Annotated in this window: 22 protein-coding genes and 1 other RNA gene; 6 read left to right on the top strand and 17 right to left on the bottom strand. The window is 65.4% G+C overall.

Annotated features, from left to right (window positions below; genetic code table 11):
• Positions 1-155: 155 nt before the first annotated feature.
• The gene (locus PT015_RS00225; protein WP_285187979.1) at positions 156-488 is read right to left on the bottom strand and encodes a DUF3140 domain-containing protein; all 333 of its coding nucleotides are present in this window, start codon (positions 486-488) and stop codon (positions 156-158) included.
• Positions 485-835 carry a DUF2795 domain-containing protein gene (locus PT015_RS00220; protein ID WP_285187978.1) on the bottom strand — a complete coding sequence of 117 codons (351 nt, stop codon included), beginning with the start codon at positions 833-835 and terminating at the stop codon, positions 485-487. The genes PT015_RS00225 and PT015_RS00220 overlap by 4 nt, the downstream gene beginning before the upstream one ends.
• A gap of 221 nt (positions 836-1,056) precedes the next feature.
• Between PT015_RS00220 and PT015_RS00215 the strand changes: the two genes are divergently transcribed.
• Both PT015_RS00215 and PT015_RS00210 read left to right on the top strand, forming a co-directional pair.
• Complete coding sequence (locus tag PT015_RS00215) at positions 1,057-1,449, top strand: heme-binding protein (RefSeq protein ID WP_285187977.1); 393 nt, start codon at positions 1,057-1,059, stop codon at positions 1,447-1,449.
• Positions 1,450-1,689: 240 nt separating this feature from the next.
• A complete protein-coding gene (locus PT015_RS00210; protein WP_285187976.1) occupies positions 1,690-2,055 on the top strand; it encodes an STAS domain-containing protein in 366 nt (121 codons plus the stop codon).
• A gap of 293 nt (positions 2,056-2,348) precedes the next feature.
• Here PT015_RS00210 and ssrA read toward each other — a convergent pair.
• From ssrA to prfB, 9 genes are all read right to left on the bottom strand, one after another.
• Positions 2,349-2,717: a transfer-messenger RNA gene (ssrA, locus tag PT015_RS00205) on the bottom strand.
• 78 nt (positions 2,718-2,795) lie between these two features.
• Positions 2,796-3,626 (bottom strand): maleylpyruvate isomerase family mycothiol-dependent enzyme, encoded by an 831-nt coding sequence (locus PT015_RS00200; RefSeq protein WP_285187975.1) that lies wholly within the window; start codon positions 3,624-3,626, stop codon positions 2,796-2,798.
• Positions 3,627-3,654: 28 nt separating this feature from the next.
• The gene (locus PT015_RS00195) at positions 3,655-4,503 is read right to left on the bottom strand and encodes an EamA family transporter (protein WP_390888060.1); all 849 of its coding nucleotides are present in this window, start codon (positions 4,501-4,503) and stop codon (positions 3,655-3,657) included.
• Positions 4,500-4,967: an SsrA-binding protein SmpB gene (smpB, locus tag PT015_RS00190; RefSeq protein ID WP_285191268.1), complete on the bottom strand. Its 468-nt coding sequence runs from the start codon at positions 4,965-4,967 to the stop codon at positions 4,500-4,502. Before smpB ends, PT015_RS00195 begins: the two co-directional genes overlap by 4 nt.
• Positions 4,968-4,996: 29 nt before the next feature.
• Complete coding sequence (gene ftsX, locus PT015_RS00185) at positions 4,997-5,893, bottom strand: permease-like cell division protein FtsX (RefSeq protein ID WP_285187974.1); 897 nt, start codon at positions 5,891-5,893, stop codon at positions 4,997-4,999.
• Positions 5,894-6,583, bottom strand: a complete 690-nt coding sequence (gene ftsE / locus PT015_RS00180; RefSeq protein ID WP_285191267.1) for a cell division ATP-binding protein FtsE — start codon at positions 6,581-6,583, stop codon at positions 5,894-5,896.
• A 70-nt stretch (positions 6,584-6,653) separates the two neighbouring features.
• On the bottom strand, positions 6,654-7,127 hold the full coding sequence (locus tag PT015_RS00175; RefSeq protein ID WP_285187972.1) for a hypothetical protein: 474 nt from the start codon (positions 7,125-7,127) through the stop codon (positions 6,654-6,656).
• On the bottom strand, positions 7,127-8,107 hold the full coding sequence (locus tag PT015_RS00170; RefSeq protein ID WP_285187971.1) for a mechanosensitive ion channel family protein: 981 nt from the start codon (positions 8,105-8,107) through the stop codon (positions 7,127-7,129). The genes PT015_RS00175 and PT015_RS00170 overlap by 1 nt, the downstream gene beginning before the upstream one ends.
• A complete protein-coding gene (prfB, locus tag PT015_RS00165) occupies positions 8,097-9,203 on the bottom strand; it encodes a peptide chain release factor 2 (protein WP_285187969.1) in 1,107 nt (368 codons plus the stop codon). The genes PT015_RS00170 and prfB overlap by 11 nt, the downstream gene beginning before the upstream one ends.
• Before the next feature lie 86 nt (positions 9,204-9,289).
• On the opposite strand from prfB, the gene PT015_RS00160 reads away from it, so the two are divergent.
• Positions 9,290-10,651, top strand: a complete 1,362-nt coding sequence (locus tag PT015_RS00160; RefSeq protein WP_285187968.1) for an FAD-dependent oxidoreductase — start codon at positions 9,290-9,292, stop codon at positions 10,649-10,651.
• A gap of 4 nt (positions 10,652-10,655) precedes the next feature.
• Here PT015_RS00160 and PT015_RS00155 read toward each other — a convergent pair whose 3' ends face one another.
• Entirely contained in the window at positions 10,656-11,018 is a 363-nt protein-coding gene (locus PT015_RS00155; RefSeq protein ID WP_285187967.1) for a hypothetical protein, read from the bottom strand.
• Positions 11,019-11,057: 39 nt separating this feature from the next.
• Complete coding sequence (locus tag PT015_RS00150) at positions 11,058-12,707, bottom strand: NAD-dependent malic enzyme (protein WP_285187965.1); 1,650 nt, start codon at positions 12,705-12,707, stop codon at positions 11,058-11,060.
• 118 nt (positions 12,708-12,825) lie between these two features.
• Here PT015_RS00150 and hisN point away from each other — a divergent pair, with 118 nt between their 5' ends.
• From hisN to PT015_RS00135, 3 genes are all read left to right on the top strand, one after another.
• Entirely contained in the window at positions 12,826-13,608 is a 783-nt protein-coding gene (gene hisN / locus PT015_RS00145; RefSeq protein ID WP_285187963.1) for a histidinol-phosphatase, read from the top strand.
• A gap of 92 nt (positions 13,609-13,700) precedes the next feature.
• Positions 13,701-15,110 carry an acyl-CoA dehydrogenase family protein gene (locus PT015_RS00140; RefSeq protein ID WP_285187961.1) on the top strand — a complete coding sequence of 470 codons (1,410 nt, stop codon included), beginning with the start codon at positions 13,701-13,703 and terminating at the stop codon, positions 15,108-15,110.
• A 28-nt stretch (positions 15,111-15,138) separates the two neighbouring features.
• Positions 15,139-16,347 carry an acyl-CoA dehydrogenase family protein gene (locus PT015_RS00135; RefSeq protein WP_285187959.1) on the top strand — a complete coding sequence of 403 codons (1,209 nt, stop codon included), beginning with the start codon at positions 15,139-15,141 and terminating at the stop codon, positions 16,345-16,347.
• A 4-nt stretch (positions 16,348-16,351) separates the two neighbouring features.
• Here PT015_RS00135 and PT015_RS00130 read toward each other — a convergent pair whose 3' ends face one another.
• The 4 genes from PT015_RS00130 to PT015_RS00115 are packed head-to-tail and all read right to left on the bottom strand — an operon-like array spanning position 16,352 to position 20,218.
• A complete protein-coding gene (locus PT015_RS00130; RefSeq protein ID WP_285187958.1) occupies positions 16,352-17,542 on the bottom strand; it encodes a cytochrome P450 in 1,191 nt (396 codons plus the stop codon).
• On the bottom strand, positions 17,542-18,480 hold the full coding sequence (locus PT015_RS00125; RefSeq protein WP_285187956.1) for a fumarylacetoacetate hydrolase family protein: 939 nt from the start codon (positions 18,478-18,480) through the stop codon (positions 17,542-17,544). Before PT015_RS00125 ends, PT015_RS00130 begins: the two co-directional genes overlap by 1 nt.
• Positions 18,477-19,589: a VOC family protein gene (locus PT015_RS00120; protein ID WP_285187955.1), complete on the bottom strand. Its 1,113-nt coding sequence runs from the start codon at positions 19,587-19,589 to the stop codon at positions 18,477-18,479. Before PT015_RS00120 ends, PT015_RS00125 begins: the two co-directional genes overlap by 4 nt.
• Positions 19,586-20,218, bottom strand: coding sequence for a TetR/AcrR family transcriptional regulator (locus tag PT015_RS00115; protein ID WP_285187953.1), 633 nt, complete (start codon positions 20,216-20,218; stop codon positions 19,586-19,588). The genes PT015_RS00120 and PT015_RS00115 overlap by 4 nt, the downstream gene beginning before the upstream one ends.
• Positions 20,219-20,224 lie beyond the last annotated feature (6 nt).

The raw sequence follows: 20,224 nt of genomic DNA, 5'->3' as shown, positions 1-20,224 counted from the left end.
GGATTCTGCATCGCGAACGACATTCAGACTGGTGAGGCCTCAGCCTCACGAGCCCTCAACGAGTTCCCCGCCATAACGCGAACTAACCCCAGCGTCGCGATCCCAGATGCAGAAGTAGGCGGTTGCGCATATCGAGGCGAACCGGGCCAGCCATGCTACGACTCATTGGGGTCATGGCCCCAATTCAACAGCGAATAGCGCCAAGGAGTGTCGGTGACATCGCCTTTCGGCCGTTGCGCCAAATGACGTTTGACGTAACCCACCACTTTGCGCATGTGTGCGTAGTCCTCGGTTGACGCATCGGATTTTTTCATTTTGAGGATAGCCACGATGCGCCGGCCACTATGGTGCCCAGTGGACTCGTTGCTGTCTTTCTTCTGTCCCACATCCTTGGATTTGTCTGTGCCCAGCCACTTTTCGAGCTGGTGCGCCGTCATGTTGACGAGATCGTGAAACTCTTTCCACGTGGCATCGTCATCGCTACTCATGGCGCACCAAAACTATTCGTCGGTCCATCGAGACGGAGTTCCCTGTCAGGGTCCGCGCAAACGGGACATGCAACGTCAGCGGTTTTGTCACCTGAAATATGTCCGGGCGCGCAACGCGTCGAACCGGCTGTCTCCTCGGACTCGCCGGTCGGTTCGTCATCGCCGACAATTGGAATGGATGCCAGCACTTCGCGACTGTTGGCGTAAATGCACGCCGGAAGCTGACTGAGTACGTCGACGATGCCCTGTCCGCAACCAGCGCGGGTGGCATTCGCGAGCACATCGCCTCGGCTTGCGTGATAGGACAATTCGCCGAGGCCGCTGGGAAGACTGTCGAGATACACCATGCGGCCGTCACCAAAGGCGCACGAGAGTCACAATTTCGTCACGAGCCGTTGAGGGCTCGTTAAGAAACCGAGCCGTCGACCTGGCACAACCGCCACCAAGTACCGGAAATCGGTCGTCCACAACGACTTCCGGAAGATTCACAGTTTCGGCGACCACGTACTTTGGCGTTCGGATCTCGGCAATCTCGAAAAGCTCAGTGCGATCTGAAGGACTCAACCTCATGACCACATTCACTGGTAACTCCGCGCGCCGACACATCATCGGCTACTCCGTACTTTCCGCTCTCGCTGCCGGCGTCATGGCCGCGCCCACAGCTTGGGCGGCGCCCGATTGCAGCACCGGCAGCGTCTCGAACACGGTGAGTTCGGTGACCGACTCGGCCACCCAGTATCTGGGTAGCCACCCGGGTGCCAACGCCGTGGTGACCGCGGCGCGGAACGAACCCCGCGGCCAGGCGGCGACCGACCTGCGCAACTACTTCTCTGCTCACCCGCAGGAATACGTCGAGCTGCGCGGAATCCTCGCACCGATCGGCGACACTCAGCGCCAATGCAACACCACCATCCTGTCGCCGGATCTGGAGTCGGCTTACAACGAATTCATGGCTGGCTAACGGCGCGAAGTAGCGGGACCTGGCGCCGTCGTCTCGGGCGCGACAGCATGAGCAGGCGGCGGCGCCAGGCACCCGGACCGGCAGGACTACGGGTGCGGTGAGCCAATCGGTCGCTTCCGCGGCTCGATCGTTGCCACAAGCCGCGACCCTGAGTAATACTCAGCGTGTTGAGCGGGCGTAGTAAGCGGCCCGGCAGCCTTTCCCGCCCTCGGGGCCGGGGTCGAGGTGACGGAGCCTTCGATGCAACAGCTCACTACCTTTCTTGACGTGCGACAGTATGCGGTCGTCATCAGCTTCAGTGGCGAGATCGACTTGGCCGTGTCCGAGAAATTCGACAGCGACCTGAACCAAGCACTCGCTGCCGCTGAAGGCATGGTGCCTGCGCCACCGGTGATCATTGACCTACAGGGCGTGACGTTCTTCGCCAGCTGCGGCTTTTCTGACCTTCTGAAGACGCGCACCGAGGCGAACTACCGGGGGCTTGCCGTCGTTCTGATCACGAGCCGCCGCGTGCAACGCCTGATGGAGAGAACCCATCTGGACGAAATTTTCGATCTGCATCTGACGCTGGAGGATGCGCTTCGCGCCGTCGGCGTTGCGTCGTGACGGCGGAGTTAGCCGTACACGAGTCCGCGGCCGCCAGACAGTGGTCGGCGGAATCGGCGCGACGGGCCGACGAGCGACGGCGGCACGCGAAGGCGAAAAGCGCCGACCTCAAGCGCCGACAGCTCGACCTTGAAGCAAGGCTTCACCGGCACCGTGCAAAGTCGTGTCGACTCTGTCGAGCGCCGTCAGCTGACCCAACCCTGACTGTCCGGCAGCTCGCAGTGGATGCACTTCACCGCCTTTAGGGCTCTGACGAATTGAGAAGGGCCAGACCTTTCGGCCTGGCCCCTTCCTGGTGGAGCTGCCGGGAATCGAACCCGGGTCCTACGGCATTCCCTCAAGACTTCTCCGTGCGCAGTTCGCTATGCCTCTACTTGGATCTCCCGGTCACGCGAACAAGCCGAGATGACGATCCCAGTCGCTGTTTGATGTCCCCCCGGGTCCCGCGACCGAACCCGAGGGTTTGTCCCTCTAGCTGATGCCAGGGTCCGGGCCGAGGGCGCTCCCGGTCTGACAGACACGCAGTCGCTTAGGCAGCGAGTGCGTAGTCGCGCTGATGTGAATCGGCGCTTATATGGTTGCAGCGACGCTTACGGTGGTCTCTTGCCTGCACCGGCACGCTTCCCTTGATTCGATGCGCGAAGTCGAAACCGTTCAGCCCCTCGCACCCCTGCCGAATTTCGGCAAGACAGTTGATTGTACGCGTTTTCGCCGACAGAGCCGAGACCGTTCAGCCCTGCTCAGATCACGAAATTGAGACGCTCCACGATGCGCGCCCCGACCTCGGTGTCGCCGCCGAGTGCGACACCCGACGTGTCATCGGTGCGCCCGCCGGCCAGTCGGGCCAGCAACAGGCCATCGAGGCGGATCGAAACGGTGGGTTCGAGGCCGCCGAAGTCGTCGACGACTTGAGCCCGACCGTCGACGGCGACCCGGATGGTGCGGGCCAGCGGGCCGGTCAACTCGATTGCGACGCGGGACCCGTCGGGCGCCTTGCCGAGCTTGCCCACGACGTACCCCATCGTCGCCGCGATCTCGTCGAGCGACTGTCGTGCCGCCGGCCCGCCTAGCTCCGCGTCGGGCGACCTGGATCCGATGCCATCACGGATGTCCTGTTCGTGCATCCAGCAGTCGAACAGGCGCACCCGCATGAAGCGCCCGAAGCTCTCCAGACCGACCGGACTGGGCGTCGGCGCGTTCCACTCGTCGACGGACATGCCGGACAAGGTTTCGCACCGGTCCGCGGTGATCGCCCGAAACCGTTGCAGCAGGGCATCTCCGGGCTCAGAGCCGAGATGGCGGACCCACTGCTCGTTGGCTGCGCCCACATCGTTGCGCACATGGTCCAGCGTCGTCAGGTCGATCTCGGCGTCGGGCGCGGGGATGCCCTGCAGGGACGACTCGGTGCCGATCATGTGCGCGACGACGTCGTGCACACACCAGCCGGGCAGAGGTGTCGACGTCTGCCACTGCTCCTCGGTCAGGTCGTCCAGCAGTTGCTCGATGCTGTCCCAGACTCCGAACAGCCCGGACAACACGTCGGCCTTGTCGAGAATGGTGACACTGCCCATAACGCCTGATGCTAGACCCGCGGGCAGGTCAGGCAGCGGCGATCATGCTGACCGATACCCCGGCCAGGACCATGCCGAACGCCTGCCATCGGGTCAGCCGCTCGCGCAGCACGATGATGGCCAACACGACCGTCGTCGCCGGATACAGCGAGATCAGGATGCTGGCCAGCGACAACATCCACTTCTGGATCGCCATCAGCATGCTCACGTTGGCGCAGGTATCCAGCAGCGCCGCGAGTACTGCCAGCCGCAGCGGCGTGCTGGACGGCAGCTCGAGGTTCTTGCTCATCGCCGCGACAGCGATGACCAGGACGGTCGCCGCGGCGCGGGCGAAGAACAGCGGCCACATCCGGCACGCCACCGGGGCCTCGTGCAGCAGCACGAAATCCAGCCCGAATGCCACACCCGACCCGATCGTCAGCCACGCCACCTTGCTGGTGAACCTGTGCGTACGGACGTCCTCGTCGGCCGGGGATTCGCGGCTGACCAGGATCACCGCCAGCATCGCGACCACCACGCCCAGCGAGGCCCCCGCGCTCGGTCGCTCGCCGAGCGCCACCCCGACCGCGACGGGGACGGCCGCGTTGAGCACCGCGGCCAGCGGCGAGACCACCGAGATCGGCCCGGCACTCACGGCCGCGTAGAACCAGTAGACCCCGATCGCCTGGCTGATTCCGTAGAGCGATCCCCACAGCACCGCGCCCGGATGGATCGGGCCGCCGGCGGTAACTGCGAGCACGCCCAGCAAAAGTGTGGCAAGCGGATACGTCACCAACATGATGCGCAACGCGGCCGAGCGCCGGGACGCTACACCCCCGACGAAATCACTGACGCCGTAGCTGATTGCGGAGAGCTGGGCGTAGGCCGCCCCGATCAGCTCATGCCCTTGGATCGCCTGCCCAGCTCGCGAATCACTTCGCGCTGGGCGTCCCGCTTGGCCATGTCCTGCCGCTTGTCGTGCGCCTGCTTACCTCGCGCTAATGCAAGCTCCACCTTGACTTTTCCTTCGGTGAAATACATCGACAACGGAACGAGCGCGAGGTTACCATCCTTGATTTTGCCAATGAGTACATCGATCTGGCGCCTGTGGAGAAGTAGCTTCCGGTTGCGGCGCGGCGCATGGTTGGTCCAGCTGCCGTGGTGATACTCCGGAATGTGCAGGTTGCGGAGCCAAATCTCGCCGTCGTCGACGGTGGCGAACGCGTCGGCCAACGACGCCTTGCCTTCCCGCAAACTTTTAACTTCAGTGCCGACTAAAACTACGCCGGTCTCGTAGACGTCCAAGATCGAGTAGTTGTGCCGCGCCTTGCGGTTGGTCGCGACGATCTGGCGGGCCGGCACAGACTTGTCGTGCGACTTCTTGGCCACCGCTACCGCCGCACATAGAGGCGCAACGTCGCATACGACGTCACCCCGGCCATCGCCACACCGACGAGCAGCAACAGCGGCGAGATGTAGAGGATGTCGGCGTAGTCCACTTTGGCGATCAGGTGCGCTTGGTAGAACTGGCTCAACGCGCTGTCCAGGAACAGCGCCCGCACGATCAGCAGCCCGGTGATCGCGATGATGACACCCGCGATGGCCGCCACCATCGACTCGACCAGGAACGGCAACTGGGTGTACCAACGCGTTGCACCAACCAGTCGCATGATGCCGACCTCGGTGCGCCGCGTATAGGCGGCGACCTGAACCATGTTGGCTATCAACAGAATTGCGCCAACGGCCTGTACCAGCGCGACGGCGAACGCAGCATTGGACAAGCCGTCGAGCACCGCGAACAGCCGGTCGATCAGTTCCTTCTGGTTCAAGAAGCCCTGCACCCCGGGTTCGCTCTTGAGTGCGTCGTTGAATTCCTTGTGCTGTTCCGGGTTCTCCAACTTGACGACGAAGGACGCCGGGAACGCGTCTTTACTTGCCAGGTCCTTGAACTGCGGCATCTTGCGAATGGCGTCGTTGTAGGCGTCTTGCCGATTGAGGTACGTCACCGCCTTGACGTCGCTGCGGTGCGAAATCTTGTCGAGCAACGCCTTGCACGCGTCGGTCTGACAGGTGTTCGGGTTGCTGACCGAAATGTCGTCGTTGAGATATACCTGCGTCTCGACCCGGTCGAGGTAGATGCTGCGCGAGTGGTCGGCCAGCCGAACCACCAGCAGGCCGCCGCCGAACAAGCCGATCGAGATGGCGGTGGTGAGGATCATCGCCACCGTCATGGTGATGTTGCGGCGAAGACCGTTCAGGACCTCGTTGAAGAGAAAGCTGAAACGCACTTATCGGTCCATCCCGTAGACACCGCGCTGCTCGTCGCGCACCAATCGCCCCAACGACAGCTCGACCACACGCTGCCGCATCGAGTCGACGATGTGGTGGTCGTGGGTCGCCATCAGGACCGTGGTTCCGGTGCGGTTGATGCGCTCGAGCAGATCCATGATGTCGTTACTGGTCTCCGGGTCGAGGTTTCCGGTGGGCTCGTCGGCGATCAGCACCAACGGTTTGTTGACGAAGGCGCGCGCGATGGCCACCCGCTGCTGCTCGCCGCCGGACAGTTCGTTGGGCAGGCGGTTGGCTTTGCCCGACAGCCCCACCATTTCCAGCACGTCCGGCGTCACTCGATTGATCACGTCGGGGCGCTTGCCGATCACCTCGAGCGCAAACGCGACGTTCTCGAACACCGTCTTCTGCTGCAGCAGCCGGAAGTCCTGGAAGACGCAGCCGATCACCTGGCGCAGCTTTGGGATATGCCGACCGGGCAGCGTGTTGACGTGAAACTTCGAGACCCGGACATCGCCCTTGGTCGGCGTCTCGGCGCCCAGCAGCAACCGCATGAAGGTCGACTTGCCCGAACCCGACGGACCGATGAGGAAGACGAATTCACCCTTGTCGATCTTGAGGTTGACGTTGTCCAACGCCGGTCGCGCCGACGATTTGTACTGCTTGGTGACACGGTCGAGGGTGATCATCACGGGACGCCAGTCTAACGGTGATCTTCGGACGTTCGGCCGACCCGCCGCGCGGGCGAGCCAGGTCGCGTCATCGAGGGAAGCCCGGGAGCCCGGGCAAAGCGGGAGCGGGCCGCGGCGACGGAGACGGTCCGGGCGACGGGCTAGGCGTCGTTGTACCGGGGCCGAACGGCGGGGGCAGCACCGGCAGCTGGATCAGCGGCGGCGGTGTGGTTGTGGTCGGGGACGTCGACGTCGGCGGCGGAGGAACCACAGTCGTGCTCGGCGCGCGCGTGGGCGTCTCGTACCGGGGTTCGGGCTGCTGAACCCGGGTCCGCGGCACCCATGTGTAGTTGGGATCCGGCACGTAGCCGGGCGGCACGACCGCCGGCGCCGCCGGGGGCGGCGGGTGTGGCCGATAGGTGTTGTAGGTCCACCACGTGGCGAAGAACAGAACGATCAACACCAGCGTGGACGTCCGCACCCGCCCGCCGAACATGTAGTTCGGCCAGTGCTTGTCCGTATCGCGGTTGTTGCGTTCGAGGACGTTGAGTGTGAGCTTCATCAGCGTTGAACCGGCTCGTGGGTTTTTTCGAACTCTTCCTGGTCGGCCTTGGCGGCTTCGACGCCCGGACCGTCGACGACGCCGACCTTCGCGTCGGCCGCGGTGACGATGCCGGCGCGGGCCAGCGCCCGGATCACCAGCACGCGCAACTGCCGGCCCGCTTCGAACTGCTTACCGGGCAGGGTGCGGGCCACCATTCGGAGGGTGACCGTGTCGACCTGGATACTCTCCACACCCATCAGCGTCGGGGCGTCCAGCAACAGCTCGCCGAGTACCGGGTTGTCCAGTGCGGTCTCGCATTCGTGGCGCAGCACCTCGCCGACCCTGTTGAGGTCGACGTTCGTCGAAACCGGGATGTCCACCACCGCACGCGCCCAGTCCTTGGATTGGTTGACGGCCTTGACGATCTGACCGTTGGGCACGGTCAGGACCTCGCCGTTGGGCGAACGCAACCGCGTGACCCGCAGCGTGACGTTCTCCACCGTGCCGCTGCACTCCGTTGTCGACACCACCGTCAGCGTCACCAAATCGCCGAAACCGTACTGCTTTTCGACGATGATGAAGAAACCGGACAGGATGTCGCGGACGACTTGCTGAGCGCCGAAACCGAGAGCGGCACCGATGACGGTCGCCGGCGCCACTAGTCCCGACACGGAAAAACTGAGCACACTCGCGATCTGGACGATCCCCCAGATCGCGATCAACACGATTGACACCCATTGGATGACCGACGCGACGGCCTGCCGGTGCTTGGACGATTCCGAGCGCACCAGCGCGTCGCCCTCGACGAAGCGCTCGTCGAGTTGCCGGGTGATCTGATCGGTGACCCAGGTGACGAACCGGACCGCCAGCATCGCGACGATCACCACCATGATCAGCCGCAGACCGCGCGTGATGATCCACTGACCGAGCACACCGTGCCAGAAGTCGTGCCAGCGCTGAGCTGTACTCACCGCCAAGAGCGTTGTGTTAGTCGTCATCTTTTCTGTTACGCCACCTGATCCCTGCTTCCAGGAATCCGTCGATGTCTCCGTCGAGAACGGCCGCCGGGTTGCCCACCTCGAACTCGGTACGCAGGTCTTTGACCATCTGGTACGGGTGCAGCACATACGACCGCATCTGGTTTCCCCAGGAGCTGCCGCCGTCACCCTTCAATGCGTCGAGCTCGGCACGTTCTTCTAAACGCTTGCGTTCCAACAACTTTGCCTGAAGCACCCGCATCGCTGCAACCTTGTTCTGCAGCTGGGACTTCTCGTTCTGGCAAGTCACGACGATACCGGTCGGGATGTGGGTCAGTCGAACCGCGGAGTCGGTGGTGTTCACCGACTGCCCGCCCGGCCCGCTGGAGCGGTACACGTCTACCCGCAGATCACCCTCGGGAATCTCGATGTGGTCGGTGGTCTCCACCACCGGCAACACCTCGACCTCGGCGAAGGACGTCTGCCTACGGTTTTGGTTGTCAAAGGGGCTGATCCGCACCAGCCGATGGGTGCCCTGCTCGACCGACAGCGTGCCGTAGGCATACGGCGCGTGCACTGCGAATGTCGCGCTCTTGATGCCGGCCTCTTCGGCGTAGGACGTGTCGAACACCTCGACGGGGTACTTGTGCTGCTCGGCCCACCGGATGTACATCCGCATCAGCATCTCGGCCCAGTCGGCGGCGTCCACCCCGCCGGCACCGGAGCGGATGTTGAGCAGCGCTTCGCGCTCGTCGTACTCGCCGGAGAGCAGGGTGCGCACTTCCATCGCCTCGACGTCGGCGTGCAGAGCCTTGAGTTCGGCGTCGGCCTCGGCTTTGGCGTCTTCTGCGTTCTCCTCAGCCGCCAGCTCGTAGAGCACCGGGAGATCGTCGAGTCGCTGACGCAGTCCCTCGACGCGGCGCAGTTCGCCCTGGGCGTGCGAGAGCTCACTGGTGACCTGCTGGGCCCGGGCCTGGTCGTCCCACAGGTTGGGATCGGCGGCCTCGTGCTCGAGCTTGTCGATTCGGCTGCGCAGACCGTCGACGTCGAGCACTCGCTCCACTGTGGTCAGCGTGGAGTCGAGAGCTGCGATATCAGCCTGACGGTCGGGGTCCACGCCTGATCACGTTACCGGCCGGGTTATCGAGACGACCCGTGCGACTGGCCACGGGCGAATGGGGCGGACGTTTAGCATCGTGGCTTATGCGCCCCTACCACGTTGCGATCGTCGGGTCGGGTCCCTCGGGATTCTTCGCCGCGGCCTCGCTGCTCAAAGCCGCCGACTCCGACGAGAATCTCGAGTTCGCCGTCGACATGCTCGAGATGCTGCCGACGCCGTGGGGCCTGGTCCGCTCCGGGGTCGCGCCCGACCACCCGAAGATCAAGTCGATCAGCAAGCAGTTCGAGAAGACCGCGGAGGACGACCGGTTCCGCTTTTTCGGCAACATCGGCATCGGCGAGCATGTCAGCGCCACCGAACTGGCCGAGCAGTACGACGCGGTGGTCTACGCGATCGGCGCCCAGGCCGACCGGCCGCTGAACATCCCGGGTGAAGAGCTGCCAGGCAGCGTCGCCGCCGTCGACTTCGTCGGCTGGTACAACGCCCACCCGCACTTCGAGGCCTCCACGCCCGACCTCTCGGGCAGCCGCGCGGTCGTCATCGGGAACGGCAACGTCGCGCTCGACGTCGCGCGCATCCTGGTCACCGAGCCCGACGAGCTGGCTCAGACAGACATCGCCGATCACGCGCTGGAGTCGTTGCGCCCCCGCGGCGTCAAGGAAGTGATCGTCGTCGGTCGCCGCGGCCCGCTGCAGGCCGCTTTCACCACGCTGGAACTGCGCGAGCTGGCCGACCTGGAGAACGTCGACGTGATCGTCGACCCCGCCGACTTCGAGCACATCACCGAGGACGACGCGGCGGCCGTCGGCAAGGTCTGCAAGCAGAACATCAAGGTGCTCAAGGGCTACGTCGGCAAGGAGCCGCGACCCGACCACCGCCGGATCGTGTTCAAATTCCAGACCTCGCCGATCGAGATCGGCGGCGAGGACCGGGTCGAGAAGATCGTGCTAGGGCACAACGAACTCGTCACCGACGACAACGGACGCGTCACCGCAAAGGACACCGGCGAACGCGAAGAGGTGCCCGTGCAGTTGGTGGTCCGTTCGGTCGGCTATCGGGGCGTGCCCACGGAAGGGCTGCCGTTCGACGAGAAGACCGGGACCATCCCCCACAGCGACGGCCGGATCGACGGCAGCCGCAACGAATACGTCGTCGGCTGGATCAAGCGCGGCCCCTCCGGGGTGATCGGCACCAACAAGAAGGACTCACAGGACACCGTCGACGCGCTGATCGCCGACCTCACCGCCGCGGCGGATCTGGCCGAATTCAGCACTGATCACGGCGCGGAAATCGCCGAGTGGCTGATCGAACGTCAGCCGAAGGTCGTCACCGACGCGCACTGGAAGCTGATCGACGAGCACGAGAGATCAGCCGGTGAGCCGCACGGCCGCCCGCGTGTCAAGCTGCCGAACCTGGCCAAGCTGCTGCACATCGGCCACGGCTGACGCGCTACCCCGACGGGTGCGGCGCGTCGGGCGGGTCGGGCGCCTCGGGCGGCTCCGCCGGTGCGAAGGCCCACTTCTCCGGGTTCCGCTCGGAGTAGACCACCGGTCGTAACTCCCCCACCGACGGCCACTTGTCGACGTCGGCGGTCATCCGCTGATACACGGTGTAGTCGCTGACCGTAGGGCCGTCGATGACGCCCGTGATCGTGACGTACTGCTCGCCGGTGGCGTCCGGCTTCGGGCTGACGCCGGTGATCAGCAGCGTGCCGCTCAGCGAGCCCGCGCCCGGGCCACGGCGAAACAGTCGCGGGGCCACCAGGCTGACCATGATCGCGATGAGCAACAGCACCGCAAGGATTTCCCACACCTCGCCATCGTAGGTCCGCCGCGGCGGACCGGGCTCTGGTCAGGTCGGGCGGTAGATGGGATGCCAGTGCACCTCGCGGATCCGCGCGGCGATCTCATCGCCGCTGCGTTGCGGCGCAACCCCTTCGGCGACGGCCTGCTCCGCGACGGCCCGGGCGATGAGCACGGCGACGTCCGGCGCATCCGACCACGACGGCAGCAAAGACTGGTCCGGGTCCGCGAGGGCCGGTGACGCCTCGCCCAGGGTCGCGGCGGCGACGCGCATCATCTCGTCGGTGACGCGGGTCGCCTGCGCAGCGGTAACCGCAAGGCCCATCGCTGGAAAGATATAGACGTTGTTGCATTGCGCCACAACATGTTCGGCACCATTTCGGGTGATCGGCGCGAAGGGCGATCCGGTGGCGATCAGTGCGCGTCCGTCAGTCCAGCGGTCCAGTTCGACCGGGTGCGCCTCGGCACGACTAGTCGGGTTCGACAACGGGAAGATGATGGGCCGATCGGTCTTCGAGGCCATCTCACGCACGATCGCCTCGGTGAAAGCACCGGTGGCAGTGGACAGTCCGAGCAAGACGCCGGCGTCGACGTGGTGCACCACATCGGCCAGCTGCGCCGTGCCCGACAGCCCCCAGTCGGCCACCCGGGCGGCGGGCTGGGCGAACTCACGCTGAGCGTCGGACAGGTCGGTGCGGTCGTCGGTGAGCAGGCCGACCACGTCGACCACCCAGATCCGTTCCCGCGCGGCCGCTTCGGACAAGCCCTCGCTGACCATCTCGCGGAGGATCATGGTCAGTACGCCGATGCCCGCCGAACCCGCACCCAGCATCACAACCTGCTGCTGCGACAGCGGCCGGCCGGCAACCTCCGCGGCGCCGTGCAACGCCCCGACCGTGACGGCCGCGGTGCCCTGGATGTCGTCGTTGAACGTGAGCAGGGTGTCGCGGTAGCGCGCCAGGATCGGCTGCGCGTGCGCGGTGGCGAAGTCCTCCCACTGCAGCAACACGTTGGGAAGGTGCCGGCGGACCGCGGCGACGAACATATCGATGAACGCGTAGTACTTCTCGTCGTCGATGCGCCGGTGCCGCCAGCCCAGGTACTGCGGATCTTCGAGGAGTTCGACATTGTCGGTACCGACGTCGAGCACGATCGGCAGCGTGCGGGCGGGATCGATCCCACCGATCAGCGTGTACAGCGACAGCTTGCCGATCGGGATGCCCATCCCGCCGATGCCTTGATCACCCAGACCGAGGATGCGCTGGCCATCGGTCACGACGATGACGTCGACGTCGCGGTGTGGCCGGTTGTCCAGCACTTCGTCCAGCTGGTCGCGATCGGGGTAGGACACGAACAGCCCGCGTGGCCGGCGGTAGATCTCGCTGAAGCGCTGGCAGGCCTCGCCAACGGTTGGGGTATAGACGATCGGCAGCGACTCCGGAATGTGGTCCTGCAGAACGCGGTAGAACAGCGTCTCGTTGCGGTCCTGCAGCGCGCGCAGATAGATGTGCTTGTCCAGATCGTCGCGCCGCCGGGAGAATTCGTGCCAGCAGTGGAAAACCTGTTCGTCCATCGTTTTCACCGCGGTCGGGAGCAGGCCGAGCAGACCGTGCTTGCGGCGCTCCTCCTCCGAGAAGGCCGTGCCCTTCGTCATCAGGGCGTCGAAAAGTACTGCCTGTCCGCGCTTTTCGTGAGCCATGCGGCCGCCCTTCTACTGCGATGTCCTCCACCGAGTGTTCGATACCCATTCGATCATCCCCCACCCAGGTCGTCCGTGATATCAACGCAGAGGTGCATCTCAGGCGAAAGGCGGCCCGATGAGCGACGACGACCTTGCGGTGGCGCTGGCGTTGGCCGACCGGGCCGATGCGATCACGCTGACCCGATTCGGTGCCGTCGACCTGCGCGTCGACACCAAGCCCGACCTGACGCCGGTCAGCGACGCCGATCACGCCGTCGAGACCAGCCTCCGTCAAGCACTGGCCGGCGTCCGTCCGGACGACAGCGTCCTCGGCGAGGAGTTCGGCGGCCGGCACACCGTGGCCGGACGGCAATGGATCATCGACCCGATCGACGGCACCAAGAACTTTGTCCGCGGCGTGCCGGTCTGGGCCAGCCTGATCGCGCTGCTTGTCGACGGGGTTCCGCAGGTCGGGGTCGTCAGCGCCCCCGCGCTGCAACGGCGTTGGTGGGCCGCCGCCGGTGGCGGCGCATTCGTTGCCGTCGGCGATGCCGCGCCGCGCAGACTGTCGGTTTCCTCTGTGGCGCAACTGGATTCGGCCAGCCTGTCGTTCTCCAGCTTGTCCGGCTGGGCCGACCTGGGGGTGCGCGACCATTTCCTGGATCTGACCGACGAAGTGTGGCGGGTGCGCGCGTTCGGCGACTTCCTGTCCTACTGCTTCGTCGCCGAGGGCGCCGTCGACATCGCGGCCGAACCGGAAGTATCGGTGTGGGATCTCGCCCCGCTCGACGTCCTGGTTCGCGAAGCGGGAGGCGCGTTCACCAGCCTGGATGGCGCCGCGGGTCCGCACGGCGGCAACGCGGTGGCCACCAACGGCCTTCTGCATGACCTAGTCCTGCGAAAACTGTCCGCGGGCTAGCCGTTACGTGTGAACTAGGTAACAGGAAACTTCTATCTTACTTTGGAGTAAGATACAGTCATCGCACTGCCCCAACGACCGAGGCTGCATCTATGACAAACACTGTCACCTCCACGAACGGCTCGCGAAACGGCTCCAAGCAGCGCCCCAAGCGCTCCGGTAGCAAGTCCGCGATCGGCGAGCAGACCCACAAGCGCACTGGCATCGACCTGGCGATCGGATTGCTCACGCCACTCGTCGGCCAGGAGTTCCTGGACAAGTACGGCCTGCGCGACCCGCTGAACCGGTCGCTGCGTTACGGCACCAAGCAGATCTTCTCCGCCGCCGGGGCCGCCACCCGTCAGTTCAAGAAGGTCGAGAACCTGCGCGGCGGCCCGACCCGGCTGAAGACCAGCGGTAAGGACTACTACGACCTGACGCCCGACGACGACCAGAAGATGATCGTCGAGACGGTCGAGGAGTTCGCGGCGGAAATCCTTCGCCCGGCGGCACACGACGCCGACGCGGCCACCGCCTATCCCCCGGACCTCGTGAAGAAGGCCACCGAACTCGGCATCACCGCGATCAACATCCCCGAGGACTTCGACGGCATCGCCGCCGAACGCTCCAGCGTCACCAATGTTCTGGTGGCCGAGGCGCTTGGTTACGGCGACATGGGGTTGGCGCTGCCGATTTTGGCGCCGGCCGGTGTTGCGGCCGCACTCACCCACTGGGGCAGCGCCGGCCAGCAGGCCACCTATCTCAAGGAGTTCGCCGGCGAGAACGTCCCGCAGGCTTGCGTGGCCATCGCGGAACCGCAACCGCTGTTCGACCCGACCGCACTGAAGACCACGGCCGTGCGCACCCCGGGCGGCTACCGGATCACCGGCGTCAAGTCACTGGTTCCGGCCGCTGCTGACGCCGAATTGTTCATCGTCGCAGCGCAACTCAACGGTAAGCCGGCGCTGTTCATCGTCGAGTCGTCGAGCCAGGGGTTGTCCGTCAAGGCCGACCCCAGCATGGGGATTCGCGCGGCCGCGCTCGGCCGCGTCGAACTCGACAACGTCGCGGTGCCGCTCAGCGCGCGCCTCGGCGAGGACGACGCAACCGACACCGACTACTCCGAGGCGATCGCTCTGTCCCGATTGGGATGGGCCGCACTGGCGGTCGGCACGTCGCACGCGGTGCTCGACTACGTCGTCCCCTACGTCAAGGAGCGCGAAGCCTTCGGTGAGCCGATCGCCCGCCGCCAGTCGGTCGCCTTCATGTGCGCCAACATCGCCATCGAACTCGACGGCCTACGCCTCATCACGTGGCGCGGCGCCGCACGTGCCGAGCAGGGTCTGTCCTTCGTCCGAGAAGCCGCCCTGGCCAAGAAGATCGGCACCGACAAGGGCATGCAGATCGGGTTGGACGGCGTGCAGCTGCTCGGCGGCCACGGCTTCACCAAGGAGCACCCAGTCGAGCGTTGGTACCGCGACCTCCGAGCCATCGGCATCGCCGAGGGCGTAGTGGTTATCTGAGACTTTCACCGGCAACGAAAGACCAATCATGGCAATCAATTTGGAACTGCCCGGCAAGATGCGCGCAGTGATCGAGAAGGCCCACCAGGGCGCCGCGGAGATGATGCGGCCGATCGCGCGGAAGTACGACCTCAAGGAGCACGCCTACCCGGTGGAGCTCGACACCCTGGCGGAGCTGTTCGCTGGCGCGTCTGAGGCCGGCACGCTGGATATGGCCGGCGCCAACGGACTTCGCGCCAGCGAGAACAACGGCGAGAACCGCAACGCCGCCAACATGGCAGCGGCCCTGCAGGCGCTCGAAGCGAGCTGGGGCGACGCGGCCATGCTGCTGTCGATTCCGTTCCAAGGCCTCGGTAACGCCGCCGTCTCCGCCGTCGCGACCGACGAACAACTGGAGCGGCTGGGCCGGGTCTGGGCCGCGATGGCGATCACCGAGCCGTCATTCGGGTCCGACTCTGCCGCGGTGTCCACCACCGCCAAGCTGGACGGCGACGAGTACGTCATCAACGGCGAGAAGATCTACGTCACCGCGGGCTCGCGCGCCACCCACATCGTGGTGTGGGCGACGCTGGACAAGTCGCAGGGCCGCGCGGCAATCAAGTCCTTCATCGTGCCGCGCGAGCACCCCGGCGTGACCGTCGAGCGGCTCGAGAACAAGCTGGGCATCAAGGGCTCCGACACCGCTGCAATTCGGTTCGAAAACTGCCGGATTCCGAAGGACAACCTGCTCGGCAATCCCGAAATCGAGTCGGGTAAGGGCTTTTCCGGCGTCATGGAGACTTTCGACAACACCCGCCCGGTGGTCGCCGCGATGGCCGTCGGAATCGCCCGCGCGACGCTGGAAGAGCTGCGCAAGATCCTGACAAACGCGGGCGTCGAAATCTGCTACGACAAGCCGGCGCAGGTGCAGAGCGCCGCCGCCGCGGAGTTCCTGCGGATGGAAGCCGAGTGGGAGTCCAGCTACCAGTTGACCCTGCGTGCCGCGTGGCAGGCCGACAACAACATCCCGAACTCCAAAGAGGCCTCGATGTCCAAGGCGAAGGCCGGACGGGTCGGCAGCGACATCACCCTCAAGGCAGTCGAATTGGCCGGCACCCTCGGCTATTCGGAAGAGACGTTGCTGGAGAAGTGGGCACGCGACTCGAAGATCATGGACATCTTCGAGGGCACCCAGCAGATCCAGCAGTTGGTCGTCGCCCGACGGCTGCTGGGCCTGTCGTCCTCTGAGCTCAAGTAATCGCTCAAGCGGCAATCAGTTTCAGCGGCAGTCGCTCGTGTCGCCGAATGATGTTGTTGATCGCCCAGGTTGGCGAGGCGGTCACCTCGATCCGGCCGACGCGCGCGACCAGCGCGCACAACATCGCCTCGGTTTCCATGCGCGCCAACCCCTGACCCGCGCAGGCGTGGGTGCCATGCCCGAAGCCAAGTTGTCGGGTCGCGTCGCGACGCACGTCGAACACGTCGGGTCGGTCCCATTCACGTTCGTCACGATTGGCCGATGAATAGATCACCAGGACGCGGCCGCCGGCCGGGATCTCGGTGTCGCCGATAGTTGTCTCTCGAGCCGCTTTTCGGGCGAACGCACGCAACGGCGACTCGAAGCGGATGACCTCGTTGACGGCGTTGGGAATCAGGTCGTGATTCGCCCGGAGGATCTCCCACTGGTCAGGGAAGATCGCGAACAGTTGCAGCGCACTGGAAATCGCGCTGATGGTGGTATCGAGCGACGGCGCGACGTAATCGACCATCAGCGGCGGACATTCGCGGCGCGGCAACCTCCCCTCGTCGGCCGCGATCAGCACGTCATGTCCGAGACTGCCCTCGATCACGCTGCGCCGGCGCACGACGCGGCGGGCGAAGCGCAGCATCTGCACGCTCGCCGTCGACGCCCGCAGTGCATGCCTGTTGAGCGGGCCGAGGATGTCGAAAGTCGCGCCGGCCCAGTCGAGCAGGTGGTCGCGCTGATCGCGCGGCCACCCCACTAGATCGGGCACGACGGCCAAAGGCAGTGCGGTCGCGAGATCGGCGACGCCGTCGATCTCGCGCTTGGCGACGGCCGCGTCGACGACCCGGGCGGCCTGATCGGTCACGCTGTTGCTGATGACTCCCAACGCGCGCGGCAGCATGCGGTGTGCCACCAGTTTGCGACGCTGATTGTGCTCAGTGCCGTCGCTTCCCAGCGTCGTGCCGCGCGACAATCGATTGCTGATGGGGTTTAGCGCCACTCCCCCGTCCGAGAGGAAGGCCTTGTCATCCCGCAGCACGGCCTTGCATTCGCCGTACCGCGGCACCGCGTAGACCCGCTGTTTCGGCAGCCACACCACCGGCCCCAGCTCGCGCATCCGGGCGTAGTGCGGGTACGGGTCGACGATCGCGTCGGTGGCATAGATGTCCGGCCGATAGACCGGTACGTCGGCCGGTGCTCGGCGCATCAGGCGTACTTCACGATGTTGCGCTGCGAGCCCAGGTCGATGGCGCCGTCGTCGGTCGCGACCGAGGCCTCGACAATATCGCCGTCCCGCAAGTACTTCGGGTTCTTGGCCTGCCGGTTGAAGAACGCCTTCCACTTGACCGCGGGCGGCAACAGTGAGCCGATGATCTCGATCGGCTTGGGTGGCGCGCTGAGCGCCGTGCCGACCGGCGTTCCGGTCAGCACGAGATCGCCCGGCTCCAGCCGCTGGAATCGGGCCAGCGCCTGCAGTGCCTGCAATGGCGGATAGATCATGTCACCGGTGACGTAAGCGTCTTGCCGCAGTTCGCCATTGACCCGCAACTGCAGGCGTAGATCTCCGAAGCGGCGGAGTTCGCCGGCCTCCAACAGCACCAACACCGGCCCGGCCGGGGTGAAAGTCGGGTACGACTTGGCCTCGTAGAACTGGGTTTTCGGGAGCTGTACGTCACGGGCGGATACGTCGTTGGTCACCACCAAGCCGGCGATGTAGTCGGCCAGGTTTGTTTCGGTGATCTCGGTGCCGACCGGAATCGGGCGACCGATCACCAGACCGATCTCGACTTCGTAGTCGAGGAACCGCACGTGCTCGGGCTTGACGATGGCGTCGGCCGGGCCGGTGATAGAGCCGGATGCCTTGCGGAAGAACGTCAGTGGAATCGACGCCGGGTCCATCCCGGCGTCTTTGACGTGGGAGGCGAAGTTGGTCATCTGGGCGACGACCCGGCACGGCGCGGTGACCGGCGAGACCAGGTCCAGGCTCTCGACCGGCACGGCGTTCGAGCGGTTCGCTGCGGTGTCGACGGCAGCGCGGTCGGCCAGCAACCCCGCTGTCGTGGTTGCTGCAGAGTCGACGGTGACGGCGCCGGCGGCGGTGGCCACCCACCAGGCGTCGGCGGTGCGCAGGATCGAGATGGTCATGACGTGGCTACTTTCATCAGGCCGATGAGGCGGCGAAGATCGAATTCGTTGTCTGCCCGCAGCGCGCTGATCATTGAACGCGCCTCGTGTGGAATGGATCTCGGATTGGTCCCGAGGAAGTCCTTGCTGACCGGCGGACCCCATTGCGCCAAGCCCGACGCGGTGAACGGCGCCCAGCCCGGTTCCAGCGAGCAGTCGAACATGTCCCCGTCGCTGAAGTGTTCGACCAGGAACCCGTCGGGGTCGCGCCAGTAATCGAAGATCTGGCTGCCCTGAATGTGGCGGCCGATTCCCCAGGAACGTTGGTAGCCGGCATCTTTCAGGTACTCTCCGCCCGCGGCTAGGGCGTCGAGGTCGCACACCTGATAGGCCGAGTGGACGTAGCGGTTCGCCGGACCCAGCGCCAGCGCGACGGTGTGGTGGTCGGACGGTGTCTGGCCGCGGTCGCAGCGAATGAAACTCATGGTCGGCCCGCGGTCGCGCTGACCCGGGAAGAACAGGAAGTCGCTGACGATCATGCCGAGTTGGTCGAGGTACCAATCGAGCGTTTCAAGGTACCGGTTCGACTGCAGCACCACGTGGCCAAGCCGCCGGATGCCCGCCGGTGCGCGCGGTGGTCGCTGAGTGACGTTGACGCGCAACATCTCCGGCCCGAAGTTGAAGGTGTGCGCCGACTGTGCAGGCAGCGCGTCGTGCTGACGGGTGCCGGCGATCACCCGAACCGGCATTCCGCTGGGATTGGTGAGGTCCACCGCGCGCCCGCCGATCCCCTCAGGCAGCGCACGCGGCGTCGTCCCGTTGGCCGTGGCCAACCGGCGCAGGTCCGCCTCGTCGGCGGCCTGGAAGGCCATCCCGGCGAATTGCGATGTCGGTCCGCGACGAATGAGGACGCAGGGTGCGCCGGCGTCGCTGCCACGCAGGTACAGCTCTTCGGCGGTGCACGACACCGTCGTGAACCCGAACGCGCGCGCAAACGCCTCGGCGCGAAGCAGATCCGGCTTTTGAAACTCCAGCCATGCCAGGTCGTGGACCTTGATCACCGGATTCCGGGACCGGCCGGTGTGCTCGCCTCGTCGCGCGCCGAGCTCACTGTGCGGCGTCGCGGTCATCCGCGATCACCCTCGGAGATCAATCGCAGCGCGGTGTCGTAGAGGGCCTGGGCGTGCAATTCGAACAGCGCGATCAGGTCCACCGCGTCGCCGTGAATCTCCTTGGCGATGAAAAGTCCGTCAGCCCCGGCGATCGCGTAGGTGACGAGTTGATGGATCTGCGCCTCGGTGAGATCCGGTGCGAATTCGCGCATGTTCTCGGCCAAATGGTCGAACGTCTGCGCGCGGACTTGCAAGAACATGGCCCTCGCCCGCGGTTCGACGGGGCGGCGTTCCAGCGACAGCATCAGGCCGAGCCGGATGAAGTCGGGTGAATCGAGCAGCGCCTTCGCGATCTGCATTGCCACGCCCGCCAGGCGCCGACGGCCATCGCCCTCGTCGGGCACCTGCCAAGCCCTGAGCCAGCCGGCGAAGCTGCGTTCGATCACCGCGGCGATCAAGTCGTCTTTATTCGTGAAATGCCAGTAGATGGAACTGGCCGGCAGGCCGCACTTGGCACTGACCAACGCGATGCTGGCGCCCTCGTAACCGCGCTCGGCGGCGACCTCGGTGGCGGCATCGAGGATGCGCTCGCGGGACAACTCCCCGTCCGCACGTTTGCGTCGCGCCGGCTCCGAATTCTTCGCCACATCAGC

The organism is Candidatus Mycobacterium wuenschmannii, assembly GCF_030252325.1.
Lineage (GTDB): Bacteria > Actinomycetota > Actinomycetes > Mycobacteriales > Mycobacteriaceae > Mycobacterium > Mycobacterium wuenschmannii.
Note: the sequence above shows the minus strand (reverse complement) of the source record. Positions and strands in the feature narration are given on the sequence as shown.

Excerpts from the sequence above, each read along its gene's own strand:
- PT015_RS00170 (WP_285187971.1), bottom strand. The coding sequence starts at position 8,107 with ATGACGACTAACACAACGCTCTTGGCGGTGAGTACAGCTCAGCGCTGG.
- PT015_RS00150 (WP_285187965.1), bottom strand. The coding sequence starts at position 12,707 with ATGGCTCACGAAAAGCGCGGACAGGCAGTACTTTTCGACGCCCTGATG.
- PT015_RS00120 (WP_285187955.1), bottom strand. The coding sequence starts at position 19,589 with ATGACCGCGACGCCGCACAGTGAGCTCGGCGCGCGACGAGGCGAGCAC.
- PT015_RS00215 (WP_285187977.1), top strand. The coding sequence starts at position 1,057 with ATGACCACATTCACTGGTAACTCCGCGCGCCGACACATCATCGGCTAC.
- PT015_RS00225 (WP_285187979.1), bottom strand. The coding sequence starts at position 488 with ATGAGTAGCGATGACGATGCCACGTGGAAAGAGTTTCACGATCTCGTC.
- PT015_RS00135 (WP_285187959.1), top strand. The coding sequence starts at position 15,139 with ATGGCAATCAATTTGGAACTGCCCGGCAAGATGCGCGCAGTGATCGAG.
- PT015_RS00200 (WP_285187975.1), bottom strand. The coding sequence starts at position 3,626 with ATGGGCAGTGTCACCATTCTCGACAAGGCCGACGTGTTGTCCGGGCTG.
- PT015_RS00125 (WP_285187956.1), bottom strand. The coding sequence starts at position 18,480 with ATGACCATCTCGATCCTGCGCACCGCCGACGCCTGGTGGGTGGCCACC.
- PT015_RS00210 (WP_285187976.1), top strand. The coding sequence starts at position 1,690 with ATGCAACAGCTCACTACCTTTCTTGACGTGCGACAGTATGCGGTCGTC.
- ftsE (WP_285191267.1), bottom strand. The coding sequence starts at position 6,583 with ATGATCACCCTCGACCGTGTCACCAAGCAGTACAAATCGTCGGCGCGA.
- PT015_RS00140 (WP_285187961.1), top strand. The coding sequence starts at position 13,701 with ATGACAAACACTGTCACCTCCACGAACGGCTCGCGAAACGGCTCCAAG.
- PT015_RS00160 (WP_285187968.1), top strand. The coding sequence starts at position 9,290 with ATGCGCCCCTACCACGTTGCGATCGTCGGGTCGGGTCCCTCGGGATTC.
- hisN (WP_285187963.1), top strand. The coding sequence starts at position 12,826 with ATGAGCGACGACGACCTTGCGGTGGCGCTGGCGTTGGCCGACCGGGCC.
- PT015_RS00175 (WP_285187972.1), bottom strand. The coding sequence starts at position 7,127 with ATGAAGCTCACACTCAACGTCCTCGAACGCAACAACCGCGATACGGAC.
- PT015_RS00220 (WP_285187978.1), bottom strand. The coding sequence starts at position 835 with ATGGTGTATCTCGACAGTCTTCCCAGCGGCCTCGGCGAATTGTCCTAT.
- PT015_RS00130 (WP_285187958.1), bottom strand. The coding sequence starts at position 17,542 with ATGCGCCGAGCACCGGCCGACGTACCGGTCTATCGGCCGGACATCTAT.